The following is a 15866-nucleotide window of genomic DNA, read 5'->3' on the forward strand; positions in this document are numbered from 1 at the left end:
CTCAACTCACCGCCCGGCAGGCTTTATAGAAATCCTTCCAGTCGTCGCGTTTCTTGGCAACGGTTTCGAGGTATTCGCGCCAGATGACGGCGTCCTGCACGGGGTCTTTCACGACGGCTCCGACGAGGCTGGCGGCGACGTCGTGGGCGGTCAGGTGCCCGTTGCCGAAGTGCGCGGCGAGGCTGAGGCCGTGGTTGACGACGCTGATCGCCTCGGCGGTGCTGAGGCTGCCGCTGGGGCTCTTGAGTTTCGTCTTGCCGTCCTCGGTGGCTCCGGCGCGGAGTTCGCGGAACACGGTGACGATCCGCCGGACTTCCTCCAGCGCGGGGGGCGGGGCGGGGATGTGCAGGTTCGTGGCAAGCTGCGCGACCCGGCTGGTGACGATCCTGACCTCGTCGTCCAGGCTGTCGGGCACGGGCAGGACGACGGTGTTGAAGCGGCGCTTGAGGGCACTCGACAGGTCGTTCACGCCCTTGTCGCGGTTGTTCGCCGTGGCGATCAGGTTGAAGCCCTGCACGGCCTGCACCTCGGCGTTCAGTTCCGGGATGGGCAGCGTCTTCTCGGACAGGATGGTGATGAGGGTGTCCTGCACGTCGCTCTGCACGCGCGTCAGTTCCTCCAGCCGGGCGATCTTGCCGGTGCGCATGGCGCGCACGATGGGACTCTCGACCAGGGCGGCCTCGCTGGGGCCTTCGGCCAGCAGCCGGGCATAGTTCCAGCCGTAGCGGACGCTCTCCTCGCTGGTGCCGGCGGTGCCCTGCACGAGCAGGGTGCTGGTGCCGCTGATCGCGGCCGACAGGTGCTCGCTGACCCAGCTCTTCGCGGTGCCCGGCACGCCGATCAGCAGCAGGGCGCGGTCGGTCGCCAGGGTCGCCACGGCGATTTCCATCAGGCGGCGCTCGCCCACGTACTTGGGCGTGATCTCGGTTCCATCCTTCAGTTTCCCGCCCATCAGATAGGTCAGCACCGCGTGCGGCGACAGGTTCCAGCGGGGCGGCCGGGGCCGGTCGTCGTGCGCGGCCAGGGCCGACAGCTCGTGCGCGTAGGCCTGCTCGGCGTGCTGGCGGAGGACCTCAGGGGCGGGGGTGGTCATGGGTGGGCTCCTTCCAGAATGGCCTGTGCTTGCGTACGAGCGTCTGCCGAGGTGTCACTGCGTAATCGACGGGCTATTTCTATCTTTTCGCTGGGCTCAATATCATTATCGTATTCGCCGGTTCTGAGGTAAAAAGCGAATCTGGCGCGCATGTGCGGGCTTTCATCTCTTGAAAGAGCTTCGATGACTTGAAGTGTCAAGCTAGCCCTTGATCGCCCTGCTCTTTCCATCAGTCCGAGAGAAGTCTTTCTGCCCAAGCTGAGGAAATTTAACGCCGAGAATCGCACCTGTGTGTCATTGTCCCGAAGTGCGTTGACACGATGGGCATCGTCGCATTTCCCATTTATCAGCGCTCGCTCTCTAACCTTCGGATTGGAGTCGGAGAGGAAGACCAGGAGTTGCGCCGGAGTCAGGTACGCATCGCCAGCGACTTCCATCCGAACACCCGGATGTGGATCATTCGTAAGACGCTCAAGCAGACCGGGTGGTCTCGGGCTGTACCGCAACGTGGCCGCACGGACGGTAGGCTGACTATGATTCACAAGTGCATCAATGGTGTCTGACGAGGTGTTTGGATTCATGGCGACGGCCTTGAGCACTTGAAGCGAGTGATCTCGGGCGAGGTCGTCGAGGATGGAGGCAGAGGCAACGGGGTTGCTCGCGACTGCCCTTCTCGTCGGAATGTCGGCACTCTGAGATAATGTCGCCAGAACCGCTGCTGGGGCACTGGGTACTGAGCCGACGAAGCGTGACAGTTGCGGATCAAGCGCAGCGATCTCCAGTAGACGTGTGGGCTTCACCCCGGATCTTCTGACCTCCCGTTTCAGCGCCTTCAAGTCCAGCGTCATCCTCTCTCCTTCCCGAAGTCCGTCCACATCTGCTTTCTCAGTTCCAGGGTGCCCAGCAATTCGGTCAGAGTGCGGTGCGCGTAGTCGGTGGCGTCGGGCGGCAGGGGTGCGGGGGGCGGCGTGTGGGGGTGCAGGCGCGTGGCGGCGAGGTCGCGGAGCCGCACCCAGCGATAGCCCCAGCCGTAGTCGTAGTGCGCGCTCTGGACGCTGCCTTGCAGTGCGTCCAGCAGGGCTTCCCCCAGTTCCGGGGGCCATGGGCCGGGCTGCGGGCCCAGCAGGGCGAGCAGGCGCTCTGGGTCGCCGGGGCGCAGGGCGTGCCGCTGGGCGGCGGCCAGGGTCTCGGGCGGGCCGAGGTGCAGCAGGGTGGGGTCGTCGGGCTGGTGCGGGAGGAGGGCGGTGGCCAGCGCGGCGTGCCGGGTGGCAGCGGCGTTCGCGGCCAGCGCTTGCAGGTAATCGTGCTCCCGGGCAATAGTCGCCAGCGCGGCGGGCGGGATGTCCAGAGCGCGGAGCAGGGCGTCCGGGTATGTATGCACCAGAAGGTGACCGAGGAGCGCTATGGCGCTCATGGCGTCCTTGCCGGTGGGGTCGGGCAGCCCGTCGCGGACGGCGTGCTCGTCGGGGCCGGTGGGCCGGGTCAGGGTCGTGGGGGTCTCCCCCTTGAGCCGCCCCAGCAGTCCCGGCTTGCCGAGCTGCACGAGGGCGGCGAAGCGGGCGGCGTTCCGGGCGTTCTGCGCGCTGCGTTCCAGACGGTGCAGGGCGGCGCGGGCCAGGGTGCGGACGTCCTCGCTGCGGTCGGTGGTGAGGGTGTCCAGCAGCGGTTCGAGCGCGTGGTCGTCCGGTGTGAGGGTGTCCAGCAGGGCCCCCAGGAGGCGCTTGCGGCTGCCGGCGCGTTCGGTGGGCAGGTGCGCCGCCAGCAGCTCACGGGCGGCCTGCGGGTCGCGGGCGCGCACCCCGCGCCACAGGGCCTCGCGGCCGGCCTCGGTGGCGTCGTCCCAGGCATCCTCGCCGCCACCCGGCGTGAAGCGCCACTCGGGGTTGAACCCCGCGAGCCACGCGCCGCGTTCGCCCAGCACGGGGATCAGGAGGGAACGCAGGGAGCCGTCGTGGCGGGCCGCGTCGAGGAGTTCCGGCAGGCGGGCGGGGGGCGCGCGCCACCCGGCCTGCGCGCACAGCGCCAGCCACTCGGGCAGCAGCGGCGTGCCCAATACGAGCGGCAGGTGCCGCGCGGCGCGCTCCGGCGCTTCCGGGAGGGTCTCGGGGGGTGCGGGCGCGGGGGGCGCGACGTCGGCGGGATCGGGCGTGCGGCCGGCGGCGTGCGCTATGGCGTACAGGGCCGCGCGGGCGAGCAGGGTGCCCTCGGCGTCGGGGCGGGTGATGCGGGCGGCGGCCTCACCGAGCGCGCCGGGGCCGGGGGCGGGCAGCTGGCCGCGCGCCGTGCCGACCAGGGCCAGGGCGAGGAGCTGGTCGTGGTCGCTCATTCGGAGCCCTCCTGACGCAGGGGGAGGAGCGCCCCACCGTGCAGGACGCTCAGGGGCGTGAGGGCCGCGCCGTCCCACTCGGCGTACACCGGCAGGGGCTGTCCGCCGCCCAGGGCGAGCAGGGTGTACAGGCTGCGGTCACTGCCCGTGATGGGAAGGCGGCCGGTGCTGTCCTGCGCGTGCCAGGGGTCGCCGGGAATGACGTGCAGGGGGCCGGTCAGGTGCGCGGTGCGTTCCAGCCACGGGTTCGCGGCGAGGGCTGCACCGTGCCGGTCGAGCAGGGCGTCGAGGGTGACGCTCGGTGGGCGCGGGGCGGGCGGGGTCGCCAGCGCCTCGCCGCGCAGCAGGGCGCGCTGGGGCACAGCGCCCGGCGCGAAGCACACCTCGGCCCGCACTGTGTGGCCGGGGGGCAGGGCGGGCGGGAAGGGGCGGCCGCCCGCGGAGAAGTCGAGGAGCAGGGCGGTGTCGTCGCCGCTGACGAGCCACGTGCGCCGGGTGCTGATGGTGTCCTCGACGGTCAGGCCCTGGCCCATGACGTTCCACGCGGCGATCACCCCGCCGCCCTCCAGCACGCCGGCGCTGTCGAGCGGGAAGCCCACCGCGGCGCGCAGGTCGGCGTGCTCGGGTTCGCTCAGGCTGTCCCGACGCGGCCACGCCTCGGTGAGCAGGTGCAGCCGCGCGAGGTGCGCGAGCAGGGCGGCGGGGTCGCCCAGGTGCTCTGGAATCTGCCGCACGAGCCGCGCCGCGCCGGGAGCCTGGGCGTCGACCAGCCGGGCCGCCTGCGTGTCCCAGTCCGTGTACGGCCGTGCCGGGGCCTGGGCGAGGCCGTCGCGCACGAGGTCGTGCAGGAAGGTCTGAAGGGAGTCCAGCCCCCCAGTGACCTTCTTCTCGCGCGCCGCGCGCCGCTTCGCCTGGGCGGCGGGGTCGGGGCCGGCCTTCCCCCCGGCCGGCGTCTTCTCGCCTTCCGCCTTCTGCCGTTCACCTTCAGCCCGCGCCGCCCGGCCGTCCAGCCACGTCTGGAGGCTCTCGGGCGGCGGGGCCGCACCGAAGTCGTCGGGGTGCGTGGCGCGCAGCAGCAGCAGCGCCAGCGCATGCTTGCACGGGAACTTGCGGCTGGGGCAGGAACACTTCCCGACCGGGCCACTCAGATCCACGCCGGTCAGGTAGGGATCCTTGCCACTACCCTGGCACTCGCCCCACACGCTGCCTGCAGGAGCGTTGAGGTTCCGCCATTTGCCCGGCGTGGCGAGCTTGCGGGCATTGGCGGCGCTCCCGCTGTCCGGGGCGAGGGCGAGGATGGCATCTGGGGTCAGGGGGGCGGGGGTCACGGTCATCGTTAAATCCTTCGATCAAATTACGCTATTGGCGTAATGTAACGGATTCACACTCGCCGCGCAAGCCCAGGTTACCCGGAACGGCGCAGAGGGCACACAGCAGAGAGCAGAGGGCTGAACATCTCTCGCTCTCTGCTCTCTGCTCTCTGCTGTCTACTCTCTGCCGTCTGCCTACTTCATGCCCCCCACGATCCGGCCGTACACCTCGTCCATGCCGCCCACACCGTCCACCCGGTACAGGTGCCCGCGCGCCGCGTAGTAGTCGATCAGGGGCTGGGTCTGCTCGCGGTAGATGTCCTGACGGTGCCGGGCGACCTCCTCGGTGTCGTCGCTGCGAACCGCGTGACCGGCTGCCTGCGCCTGTCGCCCACGCTCCACGATCCGCGAGATCAGCACCTCGTCGGGCACCTCCAGCAGCGGCACGGCGTTCACAGGCGCGCCGAGTTCCTCCAGCAGCGTGTCCAGGCCCTCGGCCTGCGGCAGTGTGCGCGGGAACCCGTCGAAGATGACGCGGACCGTGTCCATCCCGGCCAGCGTGTCACCGATCAGAGCGAGCAGGATGTCGTCCGGCACCAGCTTGCCGGCATCCAGAATGGGGCGCACCTGCTGGCCCAGCTCGGTGTCCCGTTTCACGTGGTCGCGCAGGATGTCGCCGGTGCTGATCTTGGTCAGGCCCTGCTCGGCGGCCAGCCGCTCGGCCTGCGTGCCCTTGCCGGCGCCGGGCGGCCCGAGAAACACCACGACCTTGTTCTCCTTCTGAGTCACTGTTCCCTCCGTTCGGTGTTCAGCATAGTGTGCCCGTGGTTGGATTCCCGCCCCCTGCCCAGTCCTGTTCCCGCTGGGGTGACGTCGGGGTGGAGCAAAAACCGCCCCCAGGCATGGGAGCGGTGGCGAACAGCAGCAGCCTTCAGTTGTTCAGACGGCCACGGATGCGGCCCTTGCTGATGAAGCCGTCGTAGCGGCGCACCGTCAGCTGGGCTTCAAGCTGCTTGAGGGTCTCGAGCGCCACACCCACGATGATCAGCAGGCCCGTGCCCGAGAACTGGAAGGTCGTGATGCCGGTCAGGCGCTGCACGATCTGCGGCACGATGGTCAGCACCACGAGGAAGATTGCTCCCCACAGGCTCAGGCGGCCGCTGATGCTGCCCAGGAACTCGGCCGTGGGCGTGCCGGGACGCACGCCGGGCACGAATCCACCGGCCTCGCGCAGCTGCTCCGCGATGCGCTTGGGATCGAACTGCACGCTGTTGTACAGGTACGTGAAGCCGAAGATCAGCGCGGCTTCCAGCGCGATGTACAGCGGCTGCCCGAAGACCAGATTGGTCTGGATCCACGCGCTGACCGCCGGCGCACGGGTCGTCGTGGCGCTGGAGATCAGGTTCGGGATGATCAGCATGGCCGACGCGAAGATCACGGGAATCACGCCCGCCTGGTTCACCTTGATCGGCAGCCACGTAGCTTGGGTGGCGCCGCGCGCCTGTCCAGCCACACCGCCGCGCGCCCGGGCATACGTGACCGGCACCCGGCGCTCGGCCTGGTACACGTATACGATCCCGGCGATGGTCACGAGGACGACGGCCGCGAAGGCGACCAGCCGGATCACCCAGTTGGCCTCCGGGTCGGAGCGCACCAGCGCCGCCGTGTTCGAGAACTCGGTCGGGTAGTTGGCGATGATCCCGGCCGTGATGATCAGCGAGATCCCGTTGCCCACCCCGACTTCCGTGATGCGCTCACCGATCCACATCGTGAACGCGATCCCGGCCACCTGCGTGAGCACCATGACCAGCACCGTGAACAGCCCCGGCGTCCACCCGACCGCGATGTACGCGGCATTCGAGTTGATAAAGGACGCGAAGAAGACCGCCTGCACCGCGCCCAGGGCGACGGCCGCGTAGCGGGTGTACTGGTTGATCTTCTTGCGGCCTTCCTCGCCTTCCTTGGACAGTTTCTCCAGCGCCGGGATGGTCGTGGTCAGCAGCTGGATCACGATGCTGGCCGTGATGTACGGCAGCACGCCCAGCGCGAAGATCGAGAACTGCGAAAGATTCCCGCCCGAGATCATGCTGATCAGGCCAAACAGGCCGCTCGAGTCGGCCTGACTCAGAGCGGCACTGTTGACGCCTGGGGTGGGGATGGCACTCCCCAGGCGGTAGATGGCGAGAAGCAGCAGGGTGAAGAGAATCTTCCGCTGAAGATCCGGAATCCGGAAGGCGTCGCGGAAGGCGCGGAGCATTACTCCGCCTTCTCGGCGCTTTCGGTGTTGCCCGCGGGCAGGATGACGCTGCCCCCGGCGGCCTCGATGGCCTTGATGGCGGACGCGCTCGCGGCGTCCACGTGCACGGTCACGGCACGCTTGATCTCACCGCTGGCGAGCAGCTTCACGGGCCAGTTCTTGCGGCGCACCAGGCCGGCGATCTCCAGCACATTGCGGTCGAAGACGTTGCCCTCGACCTCGATGCCGTCGAGCTGCGACAGCTTGATGATCTCGTAGGTGGTGCCGACGTTGTTGAAGCCGCGCTTGGGGAGCCTCGCGATCAGGCGGCTGCGGCCACCCTCGAAGAACTGTCCCTTGCCCGCGCCGCTGCGCGACTTCTGACCCTTGTGACCACGGCCGGCGGTCTTGTCGGTGCCGCCGGGGCCACGGCCCACGCGCTTGCGGTTCTTGCGGCTGCCCGGTGAGGGCTGCAGTTCGTGCAGTTTCATTCGTGCACCTCCAGCAGGTGCTTGACGGTGTTCACCATCCCGCGCAGGGCGGGGGTGTCGGCGACTTCTTTGGTGTCACCGATCTTGTGCAGGCCCAGCGACTTGACGGTCTGCACCTGGTTGCCCGGGCGGCCGATGACGCTGCGCTTGAGGGTAATTTTCAGGGTCGCCATTACACGCCTCCGGTCTCGCCCCGCAGCGCGCGAACCTGCTTCGCGGTACGGAGGTTCTTCAGGCCGTCGAACACGGCGTAGGCCACGTTCACCTTGTTGCGGCTGCCGAGTTCCTTGGACAGCATGTTCGTGATACCCGCCAGTTCCGCGATCGAGCGGGGCACGGTGCCCGCGATCACGCCCGTACCGGGGCCGGCGGGCTTCAGGAGCACGCGGCTGGTGCTGTTCTCACCCACGATGTCGTGGGGGATCGTGCCGTTTTCCACGGGCACCATGATCATGTTCTTGCGGGCAATGCTCTTGGCCTTCTCGATGGCCACCGGCACTTCCTTGGCCTTACCAATGCCCATGCCCACGCGGCCGTTGCGGTCGCCGAGGATCACGAGGGCCGCGAAACGGAAGCGGCGGCCGCCCTGGTAGGTCTTGGACGTACGGTTCACGAACAGCATCTTCTCTTCGAATTCGCTGGTCTCGCGCTCCGCATTGCGGTCGTTGCGTCGGTTAAAAGTCAAGGCCACCCTCCCGCGCCGCGTCTGCGAGCGCCTTCACGCGTCCGTGGTAGCGGTACGAGCCACGGTCGAAAACCACCTTCTTGACGCCCCTGGAGAGCGCCACCTCGGCGAGGGCCTTGCCCACGGCGGCGGCAGTGTCGGTCTTGGTGCCCGTCTTGACGGCGGCGCTGTTGGCCGCAGCAACGGTGACACCCTTGCTGTCGTCGATGATCTGGGCGTAGATGTGCTTGCTGGAGCGGTACACGCTCAGGCGCAGCCGCTCGCCGGCGGCGGTGCGAACCTTGCGGCGGGCGCGCAGCTTGCGGCGGATCATGGTCTGGGTCGCCATTATTTCTTCCCTTTCCCGCCGGTGGCACCGGCTTTACCAGCCTTGAGGGCGATCTTCTCGCCGAGGAAGCGCACACCCTTGCCGTGGTAGGCGTCGGGCTTGCGCACCTTGCGGACGTTCGCGGCCACCTGGCCGACGAGCTGCTTGTCGATCCCGGACACGTCGATCTTGGTGGGCTCCGGCACGGCGAAGGTCACGCCGGCGGGCGGCTCGATGATGACCGGGTGGCTGTAGCCGATGGTCATCTCGAGGTTCTTGCCACTCAGCTTGGCGCGGAAGCCCACGCCCTTGAGCTCCAGGTTGATCGTGTAGCCGTCGCTGACGCCCTTGACGGCGTTGGCGACCAGCGTGCGGGTCAGGCCGTGCAGCGCGCGGTGGCGCTGCTGGTCGCTGGGCCGCTCGACGACGAGGTTGTCGCCGTCTTTCTTGATGGTCAGTTCGGGGTTGTAGGGAACGGTCAGTTCGCCTTTGGGCCCCTTGACCGTGAACACGCCATTCTCGGTGGTCGTGGTCACGCCGCCCGGCACCGCGATGGGCTGTCTACCAATTCGGGACATCGTGTGTCCTCCTTGAGTCCTTAAGTCGACACCGGGAAGGTGTCGCGGTCAGGTCTAGTGTCCTGGCGCGGGGACGAACCCGTGCCGTACTGCTCGCTGGGTGCGTCCGTTACCAGAGCACGCAGACGACTTCGCCGCCCACGCCCTGCTTGCGGGCCTCGCGATCCGGCAGCAGGCCCTTGCTCGTGGAGACCACGGCCAGGCCCAGGCCACGCTGGATGCGGGGCAGGTTGTCGGCGCTCACGTAGGAGCGGCGGCCAGGACGGCTGATGCGCTCGATGTGCTTGATGACCTGCTCGCGCTTCTCGCCGTACTTCAGCGTGACGCGCAGCACGTCGAACTTCTGGCCCTCGGGAACGAGGCGCTCGACACTGGTCACATAGCCCTCGCGCACCAGCAGTTTGGCCAGCTCTTCCTTGAAGCGGGAGGCCGGGATGTCCACGGTCTCCTTGTGGGTGCGCGTCGCGTTGCGGATGCGCGTGAGCATGTCGGCGATTGGATCACTCAGCATGTGTCTCCTCCAGGGGCGCGGTCTTGCGAGTCACTGCCCCGGCAGGTGTGGCCGGTTCCGATCTGGGGCCGGTCACGGGTCTCCCCTGTGGAATGCCTGGCGGACAAACTCCGCCGATTCTTCTCTTGGGTCGGGAATCCGCCACTGGACGATCACCACCCAAAGCTGGGCAGTTCGTATCCAGGGGGCACAGCACGATCACCGCACAAGTGCGGCAAGAACGGAGTGTAGCAGATCAGGGGGCCAGCGGGCAATCGTGGGGCCTGGCCGGTTCAGGCCGCCACGAACTCCCCGTCCCGCAGCACCGGCACGGCCCTGCTGACGTTCAGCTGCGCGGCCAGTTCCACATCCACTCCGAAGCCCCGCTCAATCAGCTCCACGCCGGAACTGCACGCCCGCACGCTCCGCGCCAGGTCGGGCTCGGCCGAGCGGAACGCCTGCGCGGCGGCCTCCGCTTCCGGGGAACGGTCGCCACGCAGGGCGTCGATCACGGCTCCTGCTCCCAGCCAGTCCTCCAGGGCGGGCCGCAGCGTGCCATCCGGCCAGCGTTCCCCGGCGGGCACGACGAGGACGCGGCCCACGCCATGCAGGTGTTCACCCACCGCGCGGGCGTTGCGCAGGCACGCCGCGTAGACGGGCACCCCCAGTTCCGCAGCGTCCGCACAGAGCGCCCCGCCATTCGGCGAGGGCAGCACCAGCCTCTCCCCCACCGGCAGGGTCAGCAGCGACGACGGCGACAGCGAGAAGCCGTCCGTGAAGCGCCGCTCGTGACTGGCGAGCACCGCGCCCTGCTCCCGCGCGAAGGCCGCGGCCGAGTCGTCCCGCCAGCGGTACGGCAGCACGGCCGCGCCGCGCGACACGGCCACGTCCACGCACGTCGTGAACGACAGCACGTCCACGACCACCACGGCGTCCACGTGCGGGCCCAGGTGACGCACGGCCGCGCCGCCCCACTCGCAGCGCACGCGGAACGCCGACTGGTCGAAGGACACGCTCCACAGCGTAATCGGCTACCGTGACTCCCGATGACCCTGATGGATCTGCGCAGAGTGTGGGGCCCCCGCCCCCTGATCGCCGCCGCCGTGGGCGTGCTGATCCAGGACGAGCACGGGCGCGTGCTGCTGCAACGCCGCGGCGACGACGGCCTGTGGGGCGAGCCCGGCGGAGCCCTCGACGCCGGCGAGGACTTCCTGACCGGCGCGCGCCGCGAACTGCGGGAGGAGACCGGCCTGACGTGCCAGGGGCTGACCCTGCTGCCCGTGCCGGAGGGCCTGCAGGACGGCCCGGAGCTGTACCACCGCTACCCGAACGGGCACGAGATCTACATCGTCGGGAGGCGGGCGCACGGCACGCTGCCCGCCGCCGCGCTGGACGGGGCCGCGCCGGACGACAGCGGCGAGACGCTGGAGCTGCGGTGGTTCCCGCTGGATGCCCTGCCCGACCTGAGCAACAACGCCAACCGCCAGAGCATGAACGTCCTGCGCGCCCGCGCGGGCCTGCCGCCCCTGCCGCTGGCCCCCACGCCCCCCGCGCCGCCCGTGGGCAACTTCCTGCGCGACCTGCGCCGCGTGATCGGGCACCGCCCGTGGTTCGCTCCCGGCGCGAACGTCCTCGTGAACGACGACCGGGGCCGCCTGCTGCTCCTCCGGCACGGGCACACGCGGAAGTGGACGCTGCCCGGCGGCAGCCTGGAACCCGGCGAGAGTTTCGCCCAGACCGCCGCCCGTGAGCTGTTCGAGGAGACCGGGCTCGCGGCCGTGCGGCTGGAAGCGCTGGAGATGTACGCCGGGCCGGAGTACCGTCTGACCTACCCAAACGGCGACGTGTTCGATTCCGTCTCGGTGCTGTACCGCGCGCATGGCGTCACCGGCACCCTCACCCCGCAGGACGGCGAGGTGGATGAGGCCCGGTGGTTCGATGTGGACGAACTCCCAGCCGCCGAGGAACTGAGCAGCCCGGTCATGCGGGCGAGCATCCAGCACTGGAAAGAAGGCCAGAGCACGCGGCCCTGAAGTCTCTGGAGTCAACGTGAGGATGAACGTAGCTCCAGCCAGTCAATGGCTGCCCGGACAACTGGATCGCGATCCGTCCGGAAGTCGTGCCAGTCATTCACGACCACAACGTCGGGTTGAACGCCGTGATCATAGATTTTCCCGGTGCGATCTGCATCCATTGCCGTCGTCAGCAGTAATGCCGATCCATCCGCCAACTCGTACCGGCTGTTGGAGGTCGTCAGGCCACGCGTCGCCTCGCCGAAGACACGGGTGCCTGGCCGTCCGAGGAACGACAGCGCTATGATCTCGCCGCTGCTGGCAGTGAGGGCCGACGTGAGAACGGCCACGGGAACCGTTTCTGACAGGGAAGGCAGCACGTCTCCTGCCGTCTGGGCAAGGACATCACCCCCAATACTTGCCTGACCACGTTCGTACCGCCACGGCCAGCGCTCCTGCTCGCGGACGAAGGCACCCAGGTCGCCTTCTCCAGCCAGGGGCCCGATGCCGCTGAGCATGGGCCACATATTTCCTCCCAGGTTCAGGCGCAGATCCACCACCCACCGCCGGACTCCGGCACGGGACAGGGCGTGCAGCACGTCACGAACCTTCTGCTGATAGGTTTCACCGTCCTCGAAGACGCCAGAGAGGTGACATTCTGGAAGGCAAACCAAGCCGATATCGTCCCGAAGTCTCCACCCAACTGGCGTTGCATGATGAACGGGAACGTCGGCCCGAACCAGATTGACCTCCCTGACCACTCCAGCCTGACTGATCTCCAGGTGGACGTACGGCTCTGGACTCAATCCGGCATTCACTCCGTCTCCGACGGGCTGGCCCTGCACTTTCAGAATCCGGTCTCCGGGGCGCAGCCCTGCCAGTTCGGCAGGACTTTCAGGAAAGACGACAGCCACCGTACCAGCAACGTAATACAGACCGAGCAGGCCCCGGTGGACGGAATCTGCGTCGGGCAGGCGCAGGAAGCTGTGCGCGTCACCCAACGCCTGCAGGGCATGCCGGAGAGCCGAGTGCAGCCCGGAAACGTCTCCGTGCTCCACCAACAACCTCCAGCAGGCCGATGTGACTTCCGGCCAGTTGACCCGGTGCGCGTAGAGTGCCTCACGCTCGATGAGTTCCAACGCTTCCGACAGAATGGCTTCCCTACTCACTTCAGTGTTCACTTCTCCCGGATGCTCCATCCCTGCGCCCGCACGGCGGCCATGAGCTTGTCCATGATGGGATCGACCTCCTCGTCCGTGAGGGTCTTCGCGGCGCGGAAGGTCAGGCGCACGGCGACGGAGCGCTGGCCCTCGCCGAGCTGCTCGCCGGTGTACACGTCGAAGGGCTCCACGCTCTCCAGCAGGTCGCCGCCCCCCCGGCGCAGCAGGGCGGCCACCTCGCCGTAGCTGACGCCCTGGGGGGTAACGACGGCGAGGTCGCGCCACGCGGCGGGGGCGCGGCTGGGGTCGCGGAACGCCCACGCGCGGCCCGGCAGCGGCAGGGCGACGTCCAGCACGTACGTGTCGCCCTTGAGGCCGAAGTCCTGCGCGACCTCGGGGTGCACCGCGCCGAGCCAGCCGATGGGCTCTGCATTCCACACGACCTCGCCGGCGATGCCGGGGTGCAGGGCGGCGGGGACGGCGTCGCCGCGCAGCTGCCGCACCTCGAAGGCCGCGCCGAGAGTCGCGGCGAGGGATTCGACGAGGCCCTTGAACGCTGCGAAGCTGCCCGCCACGCCCGGCTGGTGGGTGGCCCCGGCCAGCGGGCCGCGCATCAGCAGGCCCAGGCGTTCGGCCTCGCCGCTCTGCGGGAAGATGCGGCCCATCTCGAAGATCAGCACGCGGTCGCCCTTCGCGTGCGCCTGCGCGGCCTTCAGCAGCGACGGGTACAGCGCCGTGCGCAGGCCGGTGCGGTCGGCGGTCATGGGGTTGCGCAGGCGGGCAGTGGGCGTCTCGGTGCGGGCCTTTGCGGCCTCGTCGTCGCTGGTGAAGGTGTAGGTCACGACCTCCTGCGCTCCGATACCGGCCAGCGTGCGGCGCAGGGTGCTGCGCTCCACGCCCTCCCGCTCCGCGCCGATGTTGCTGGGGTGCACGCGCAGGGTGGGCAGCGTCTCGGGAAGTTCCGCGTACCCGTGCAGGCGCGCGACCTCCTCGGCGAGATCCTGCCAGATCACCATGTCCACCCGCCACGACGGCGGCGTGACGTGCAGCGCGTCCCCGTTGCCCGCGACCGTGCAGCCCAGGCGCGTGAGGATGCCGCTCATCTCGGCGGTGTCCACGTGCATGCCGAGCAGCGCGCGGATCTGGTCGCCGGTCGTGTCGATGTTGCCCGGCACCTCCGGCTCGCCCACCACGGTCGCGCCGGGGTGGATCTCTCCGCGCCCGGCGTCGGCCAGCAGGGCCGCCACGCGGTTCGCGGCCTTCGGGGCCAGCAGGGGATCGACGCCGCGCTCGTAGCGGTACACGGCGTCCGTCTTGAGGCCCAGGCGGGTGCTCGTGCGGCGCAGCAGCACCGGGTCGAAGTGCGCGGACTCAATCACCACGTCCGTCGTGTCCGCCCGCACGTGCCCGTGGTCGCCGCCCATGATGCCCGCGATGCCCAGCACGGTGTCGCCCAGCTTGGGCTGCCCGGCCGTGGCGAAGGCGTCCGCGACGCTGGAGATCTCCGGCTGATTGCCGTCGAGGATCAGCAGGTCTTCTGGCCCAACGGTGTGCGTGCCGCCCATCAGATCCTTCACGACCTCGCCCTGCCGCAGTCCGAACGCCACGTGGATCTGGTCGCCCGCCACGTCCCGCCGGTCGTACAGCGCCGTCGGCTGCCCGAGTTCCAGCATCACGTAGTTGCTGGTGTCCACGATCAGGTCGATGGGCCGCATGCCCGCCAGCGACACGCGACGCTGCATCCACAGGGGCGCGGGGCCGTTCGTCAGGCCGCCCACCGTGCGCGCCGCGAAGTGATCGCAGCCGAAGCGCAGTTTCTTTGAGGGGTCGCGGTCGAGCGTCAGGCCCTTGGGCGGCAGCGTGACCGTGATCTCCCCCGCCCCGCGCGGGGCCGGCCCGGCCGGGGGCTCCACGAGTTCCAGCTTCAGGAACGCTGCCAGATCCCGCGCCAGTCCCAGCGCGCTCAACACGTCCGCGCGGTTCGGCGTGACCTCCACGTCCAGCACGTGATCGTCCGGCCACAGTTCGCGCATCGGCGTGCCCGGCGCAGCCGTCCCTGCCGGGAACAGCATCAGGCCCGCCGCGCTCTCGCCCAGGCCCAGTTCCTTCGCGCTGGCCGCCATGCCCCACGACTCCACGCCCTGCAAGGCCCGCACGCCGTAGGTCATGCCGCCCAGCTCCGTGCCCGGCGACACCAGCGCGACCATCGTCCCCGCGGGCAGGCCCACCGCGTTCGGGGCCCCGCTGGCGATGACCTTCTCGCCGTTCGCGCCCGTGTCGAGCGTCAGTTTCGTGAGCTGCGTGCCCTCGATGGGCTCGGCGTGGGTGACGGTGACCAGCAGCACACCGGGGGGCGGCGCGGGCACGTCCTCCACGCCCTCCAGCGGGAGGCCCAGGTGCGCGAAGGTCGGCTCCAGATCGGCCAGCGGCGGCAGGTTCGGGACGAGTTCTTTGAGCCAGGAATACGGGATGTTCATCGGTGACCTCTAGGTTGTGGGCGGCGGTCGGGAGACCCCTCACCCCGGCCCTCTCCCCGGGGAAGAGGGAGCAATACGCTGTGGCTTTCGCCTTCTGTTAGCCCCTCTCCCCTGGGGAGAGGGGTTGGGGTGAGGGGTCTCTACCTCGCCAGCCCCCGCACCACGTCCCGCAGTTCGGGCGGCACGAAGTTGACCTCTTCCAGCCGATCCACGCTGATCCACTGGGGCGAATACCAGTTCTCCTCGCTGCTGCGGATCGCCTCCGGGCCGTCGCCGAGGCGCATCTCGCCGGAGACATACGTGACGTGGAAGTAGTGTTCGTCGTTGCCCATGCCCTGGTGGCGGTACACGAGCGGGCCGACGGTCACGACGAGGTTCACTTCCTCCAGCACTTCACGGGCGCAGGCTTCAGCGGGCGTCTCGCCGGGGTCGATGCCGCCGCCGGGCAGGGTGGCGTACTCGCGGCCCGCCTTGCGCCGGAGCATGAGCAGGACTTCGGAGTGGTCGTTGAGGAGGATGGCGACTGATCGGGGGCGGCGGGTCATGTGGTCATCCTGTTCGAGCGTTGCGATCAGTGTGTCGAGGAACGCGTCATCGGATTCACGGCGGTACTCGAATGCCGGACTGAGATGGACGATTGCCTTTGCTGCAGTCGGAGTCAGACCGTTGACGCGATTGAGGGCACCGATACACTCGATTTT

Annotated in this window: 17 protein-coding genes; 1 reads left to right on the plus strand and 16 read right to left on the minus strand. The window is 69.0% G+C overall.

Going from position 1 to position 15866, the window contains the following annotated elements; translation table 11 throughout:
- Window position 1: 1 nt before the first annotated feature.
- The 13 genes from U2P90_RS15720 to U2P90_RS15780 form a co-directional block, all read right to left on the minus strand.
- Entirely contained in the window at window positions 2–1093 is a 1092-nt protein-coding gene (locus U2P90_RS15720; protein ID WP_322472855.1) for an ATP-binding protein, read from the minus strand.
- A complete protein-coding gene (locus tag U2P90_RS15725) occupies window positions 1090–1941 on the minus strand; it encodes a hypothetical protein (RefSeq protein WP_322472856.1) in 852 nt (283 codons plus the stop codon). Before U2P90_RS15725 ends, U2P90_RS15720 begins: the two co-directional genes overlap by 4 nt.
- Window positions 1938–3419 (minus strand): DUF5691 domain-containing protein, encoded by a 1482-nt coding sequence (locus U2P90_RS15730; protein WP_322472857.1) that lies wholly within the window; start codon window positions 3417–3419, stop codon window positions 1938–1940. The genes U2P90_RS15725 and U2P90_RS15730 overlap by 4 nt, the downstream gene beginning before the upstream one ends.
- Window positions 3416–4753 carry an SWIM zinc finger family protein gene (locus tag U2P90_RS15735; protein WP_322472858.1) on the minus strand — a complete coding sequence of 446 codons (1338 nt, stop codon included), beginning with the start codon at window positions 4751–4753 and terminating at the stop codon, window positions 3416–3418. Before U2P90_RS15735 ends, U2P90_RS15730 begins: the two co-directional genes overlap by 4 nt.
- A 171-nt stretch (window positions 4754–4924) precedes the next feature.
- Window positions 4925–5518 (minus strand): adenylate kinase, encoded by a 594-nt coding sequence (locus U2P90_RS15740; RefSeq protein WP_295819365.1) that lies wholly within the window; start codon window positions 5516–5518, stop codon window positions 4925–4927.
- A 142-nt stretch (window positions 5519–5660) separates the two neighbouring features.
- On the minus strand, window positions 5661–6986 hold the full coding sequence (gene secY / locus U2P90_RS15745) for a preprotein translocase subunit SecY (protein ID WP_322472859.1): 1326 nt from the start codon (window positions 6984–6986) through the stop codon (window positions 5661–5663).
- Window positions 6986–7456, minus strand: a complete 471-nt coding sequence (gene rplO, locus U2P90_RS15750; protein ID WP_295819360.1) for a 50S ribosomal protein L15 — start codon at window positions 7454–7456, stop codon at window positions 6986–6988. The genes secY and rplO overlap by 1 nt, the downstream gene beginning before the upstream one ends.
- Entirely contained in the window at window positions 7453–7620 is a 168-nt protein-coding gene (gene rpmD / locus U2P90_RS15755; RefSeq protein ID WP_367174131.1) for a 50S ribosomal protein L30, read from the minus strand. The genes rplO and rpmD overlap by 4 nt, the downstream gene beginning before the upstream one ends.
- A gap of 8 nt (window positions 7621–7628) precedes the next feature.
- Complete coding sequence (rpsE, locus tag U2P90_RS15760) at window positions 7629–8141, minus strand: 30S ribosomal protein S5 (RefSeq protein WP_295819353.1); 513 nt, start codon at window positions 8139–8141, stop codon at window positions 7629–7631.
- Entirely contained in the window at window positions 8131–8469 is a 339-nt protein-coding gene (rplR, locus tag U2P90_RS15765; protein WP_322472860.1) for a 50S ribosomal protein L18, read from the minus strand. The genes rpsE and rplR overlap by 11 nt, the downstream gene beginning before the upstream one ends.
- On the minus strand, window positions 8469–9026 hold the full coding sequence (gene rplF, locus U2P90_RS15770) for a 50S ribosomal protein L6 (RefSeq protein WP_322472861.1): 558 nt from the start codon (window positions 9024–9026) through the stop codon (window positions 8469–8471). Before rplF ends, rplR begins: the two co-directional genes overlap by 1 nt.
- A 109-nt stretch (window positions 9027–9135) precedes the next feature.
- Entirely contained in the window at window positions 9136–9537 is a 402-nt protein-coding gene (rpsH, locus tag U2P90_RS15775) for a 30S ribosomal protein S8 (protein WP_295819348.1), read from the minus strand.
- Between the two features lie 272 nt (window positions 9538–9809).
- The gene (locus tag U2P90_RS15780) at window positions 9810–10529 is read right to left on the minus strand and encodes a 2-phosphosulfolactate phosphatase (protein ID WP_322472862.1); all 720 of its coding nucleotides are present in this window, start codon (window positions 10527–10529) and stop codon (window positions 9810–9812) included.
- Window positions 10530–10562: 33 nt separating this feature from the next.
- On the opposite strand from U2P90_RS15780, the gene U2P90_RS15785 reads away from it, so the two are divergent.
- Entirely contained in the window at window positions 10563–11549 is a 987-nt protein-coding gene (locus U2P90_RS15785; protein ID WP_322472863.1) for an NUDIX domain-containing protein, read from the plus strand.
- 11 nt (window positions 11550–11560) lie between these two features.
- Here U2P90_RS15785 and U2P90_RS15790 read toward each other — a convergent pair whose 3' ends face one another.
- The 3 genes from U2P90_RS15790 to U2P90_RS15800 form a co-directional block, all read right to left on the minus strand.
- Complete coding sequence (locus U2P90_RS15790; protein ID WP_322472864.1) at window positions 11561–12709, minus strand: S41 family peptidase; 1149 nt, start codon at window positions 12707–12709, stop codon at window positions 11561–11563.
- Window positions 12706–15165 (minus strand): phenylalanine--tRNA ligase subunit beta, encoded by a 2460-nt coding sequence (locus U2P90_RS15795; RefSeq protein WP_322472865.1) that lies wholly within the window; start codon window positions 15163–15165, stop codon window positions 12706–12708. The genes U2P90_RS15790 and U2P90_RS15795 overlap by 4 nt, the downstream gene beginning before the upstream one ends.
- 140 nt (window positions 15166–15305) lie before the next feature.
- Complete coding sequence (locus U2P90_RS15800) at window positions 15306–15710, minus strand: NUDIX hydrolase (protein ID WP_322472866.1); 405 nt, start codon at window positions 15708–15710, stop codon at window positions 15306–15308.
- Between the last annotated feature and the right edge of the window lie 156 nt (window positions 15711–15866).

Origin of the sequence: Deinococcus sp. AB2017081 (assembly GCF_034440735.1) — a bacterium.
Classification (GTDB): domain Bacteria; phylum Deinococcota; class Deinococci; order Deinococcales; family Deinococcaceae; genus Deinococcus; species Deinococcus rufus.

Coding starts and splice junctions, on each gene's coding strand:
- U2P90_RS15720 (WP_322472855.1), bottom strand. CDS start 1,093: ATGACCACCCCCGCCCCTGAGGTCCTCCGCCAGCACGCCGAGCAGGCC.
- U2P90_RS15725 (WP_322472856.1), bottom strand. CDS start 1,941: ATGACGCTGGACTTGAAGGCGCTGAAACGGGAGGTCAGAAGATCCGGG.
- U2P90_RS15730 (WP_322472857.1), bottom strand. CDS start 3,419: ATGAGCGACCACGACCAGCTCCTCGCCCTGGCCCTGGTCGGCACGGCG.
- U2P90_RS15735 (WP_322472858.1), bottom strand. CDS start 4,753: ATGACCGTGACCCCCGCCCCCCTGACCCCAGATGCCATCCTCGCCCTC.
- secY (WP_322472859.1), bottom strand. CDS start 6,986: ATGCTCCGCGCCTTCCGCGACGCCTTCCGGATTCCGGATCTTCAGCGG.
- rplO (WP_295819360.1), bottom strand. CDS start 7,456: ATGAAACTGCACGAACTGCAGCCCTCACCGGGCAGCCGCAAGAACCGC.
- rplR (WP_322472860.1), bottom strand. CDS start 8,469: ATGGCGACCCAGACCATGATCCGCCGCAAGCTGCGCGCCCGCCGCAAG.
- rplF (WP_322472861.1), bottom strand. CDS start 9,026: ATGTCCCGAATTGGTAGACAGCCCATCGCGGTGCCGGGCGGCGTGACC.
- rpsH (WP_295819348.1), bottom strand. CDS start 9,537: ATGCTGAGTGATCCAATCGCCGACATGCTCACGCGCATCCGCAACGCG.
- U2P90_RS15785 (WP_322472863.1), top strand. CDS start 10,563: ATGACCCTGATGGATCTGCGCAGAGTGTGGGGCCCCCGCCCCCTGATC.
- U2P90_RS15795 (WP_322472865.1), bottom strand. CDS start 15,165: ATGAACATCCCGTATTCCTGGCTCAAAGAACTCGTCCCGAACCTGCCG.
- U2P90_RS15800 (WP_322472866.1), bottom strand. CDS start 15,710: ATGACCCGCCGCCCCCGATCAGTCGCCATCCTCCTCAACGACCACTCC.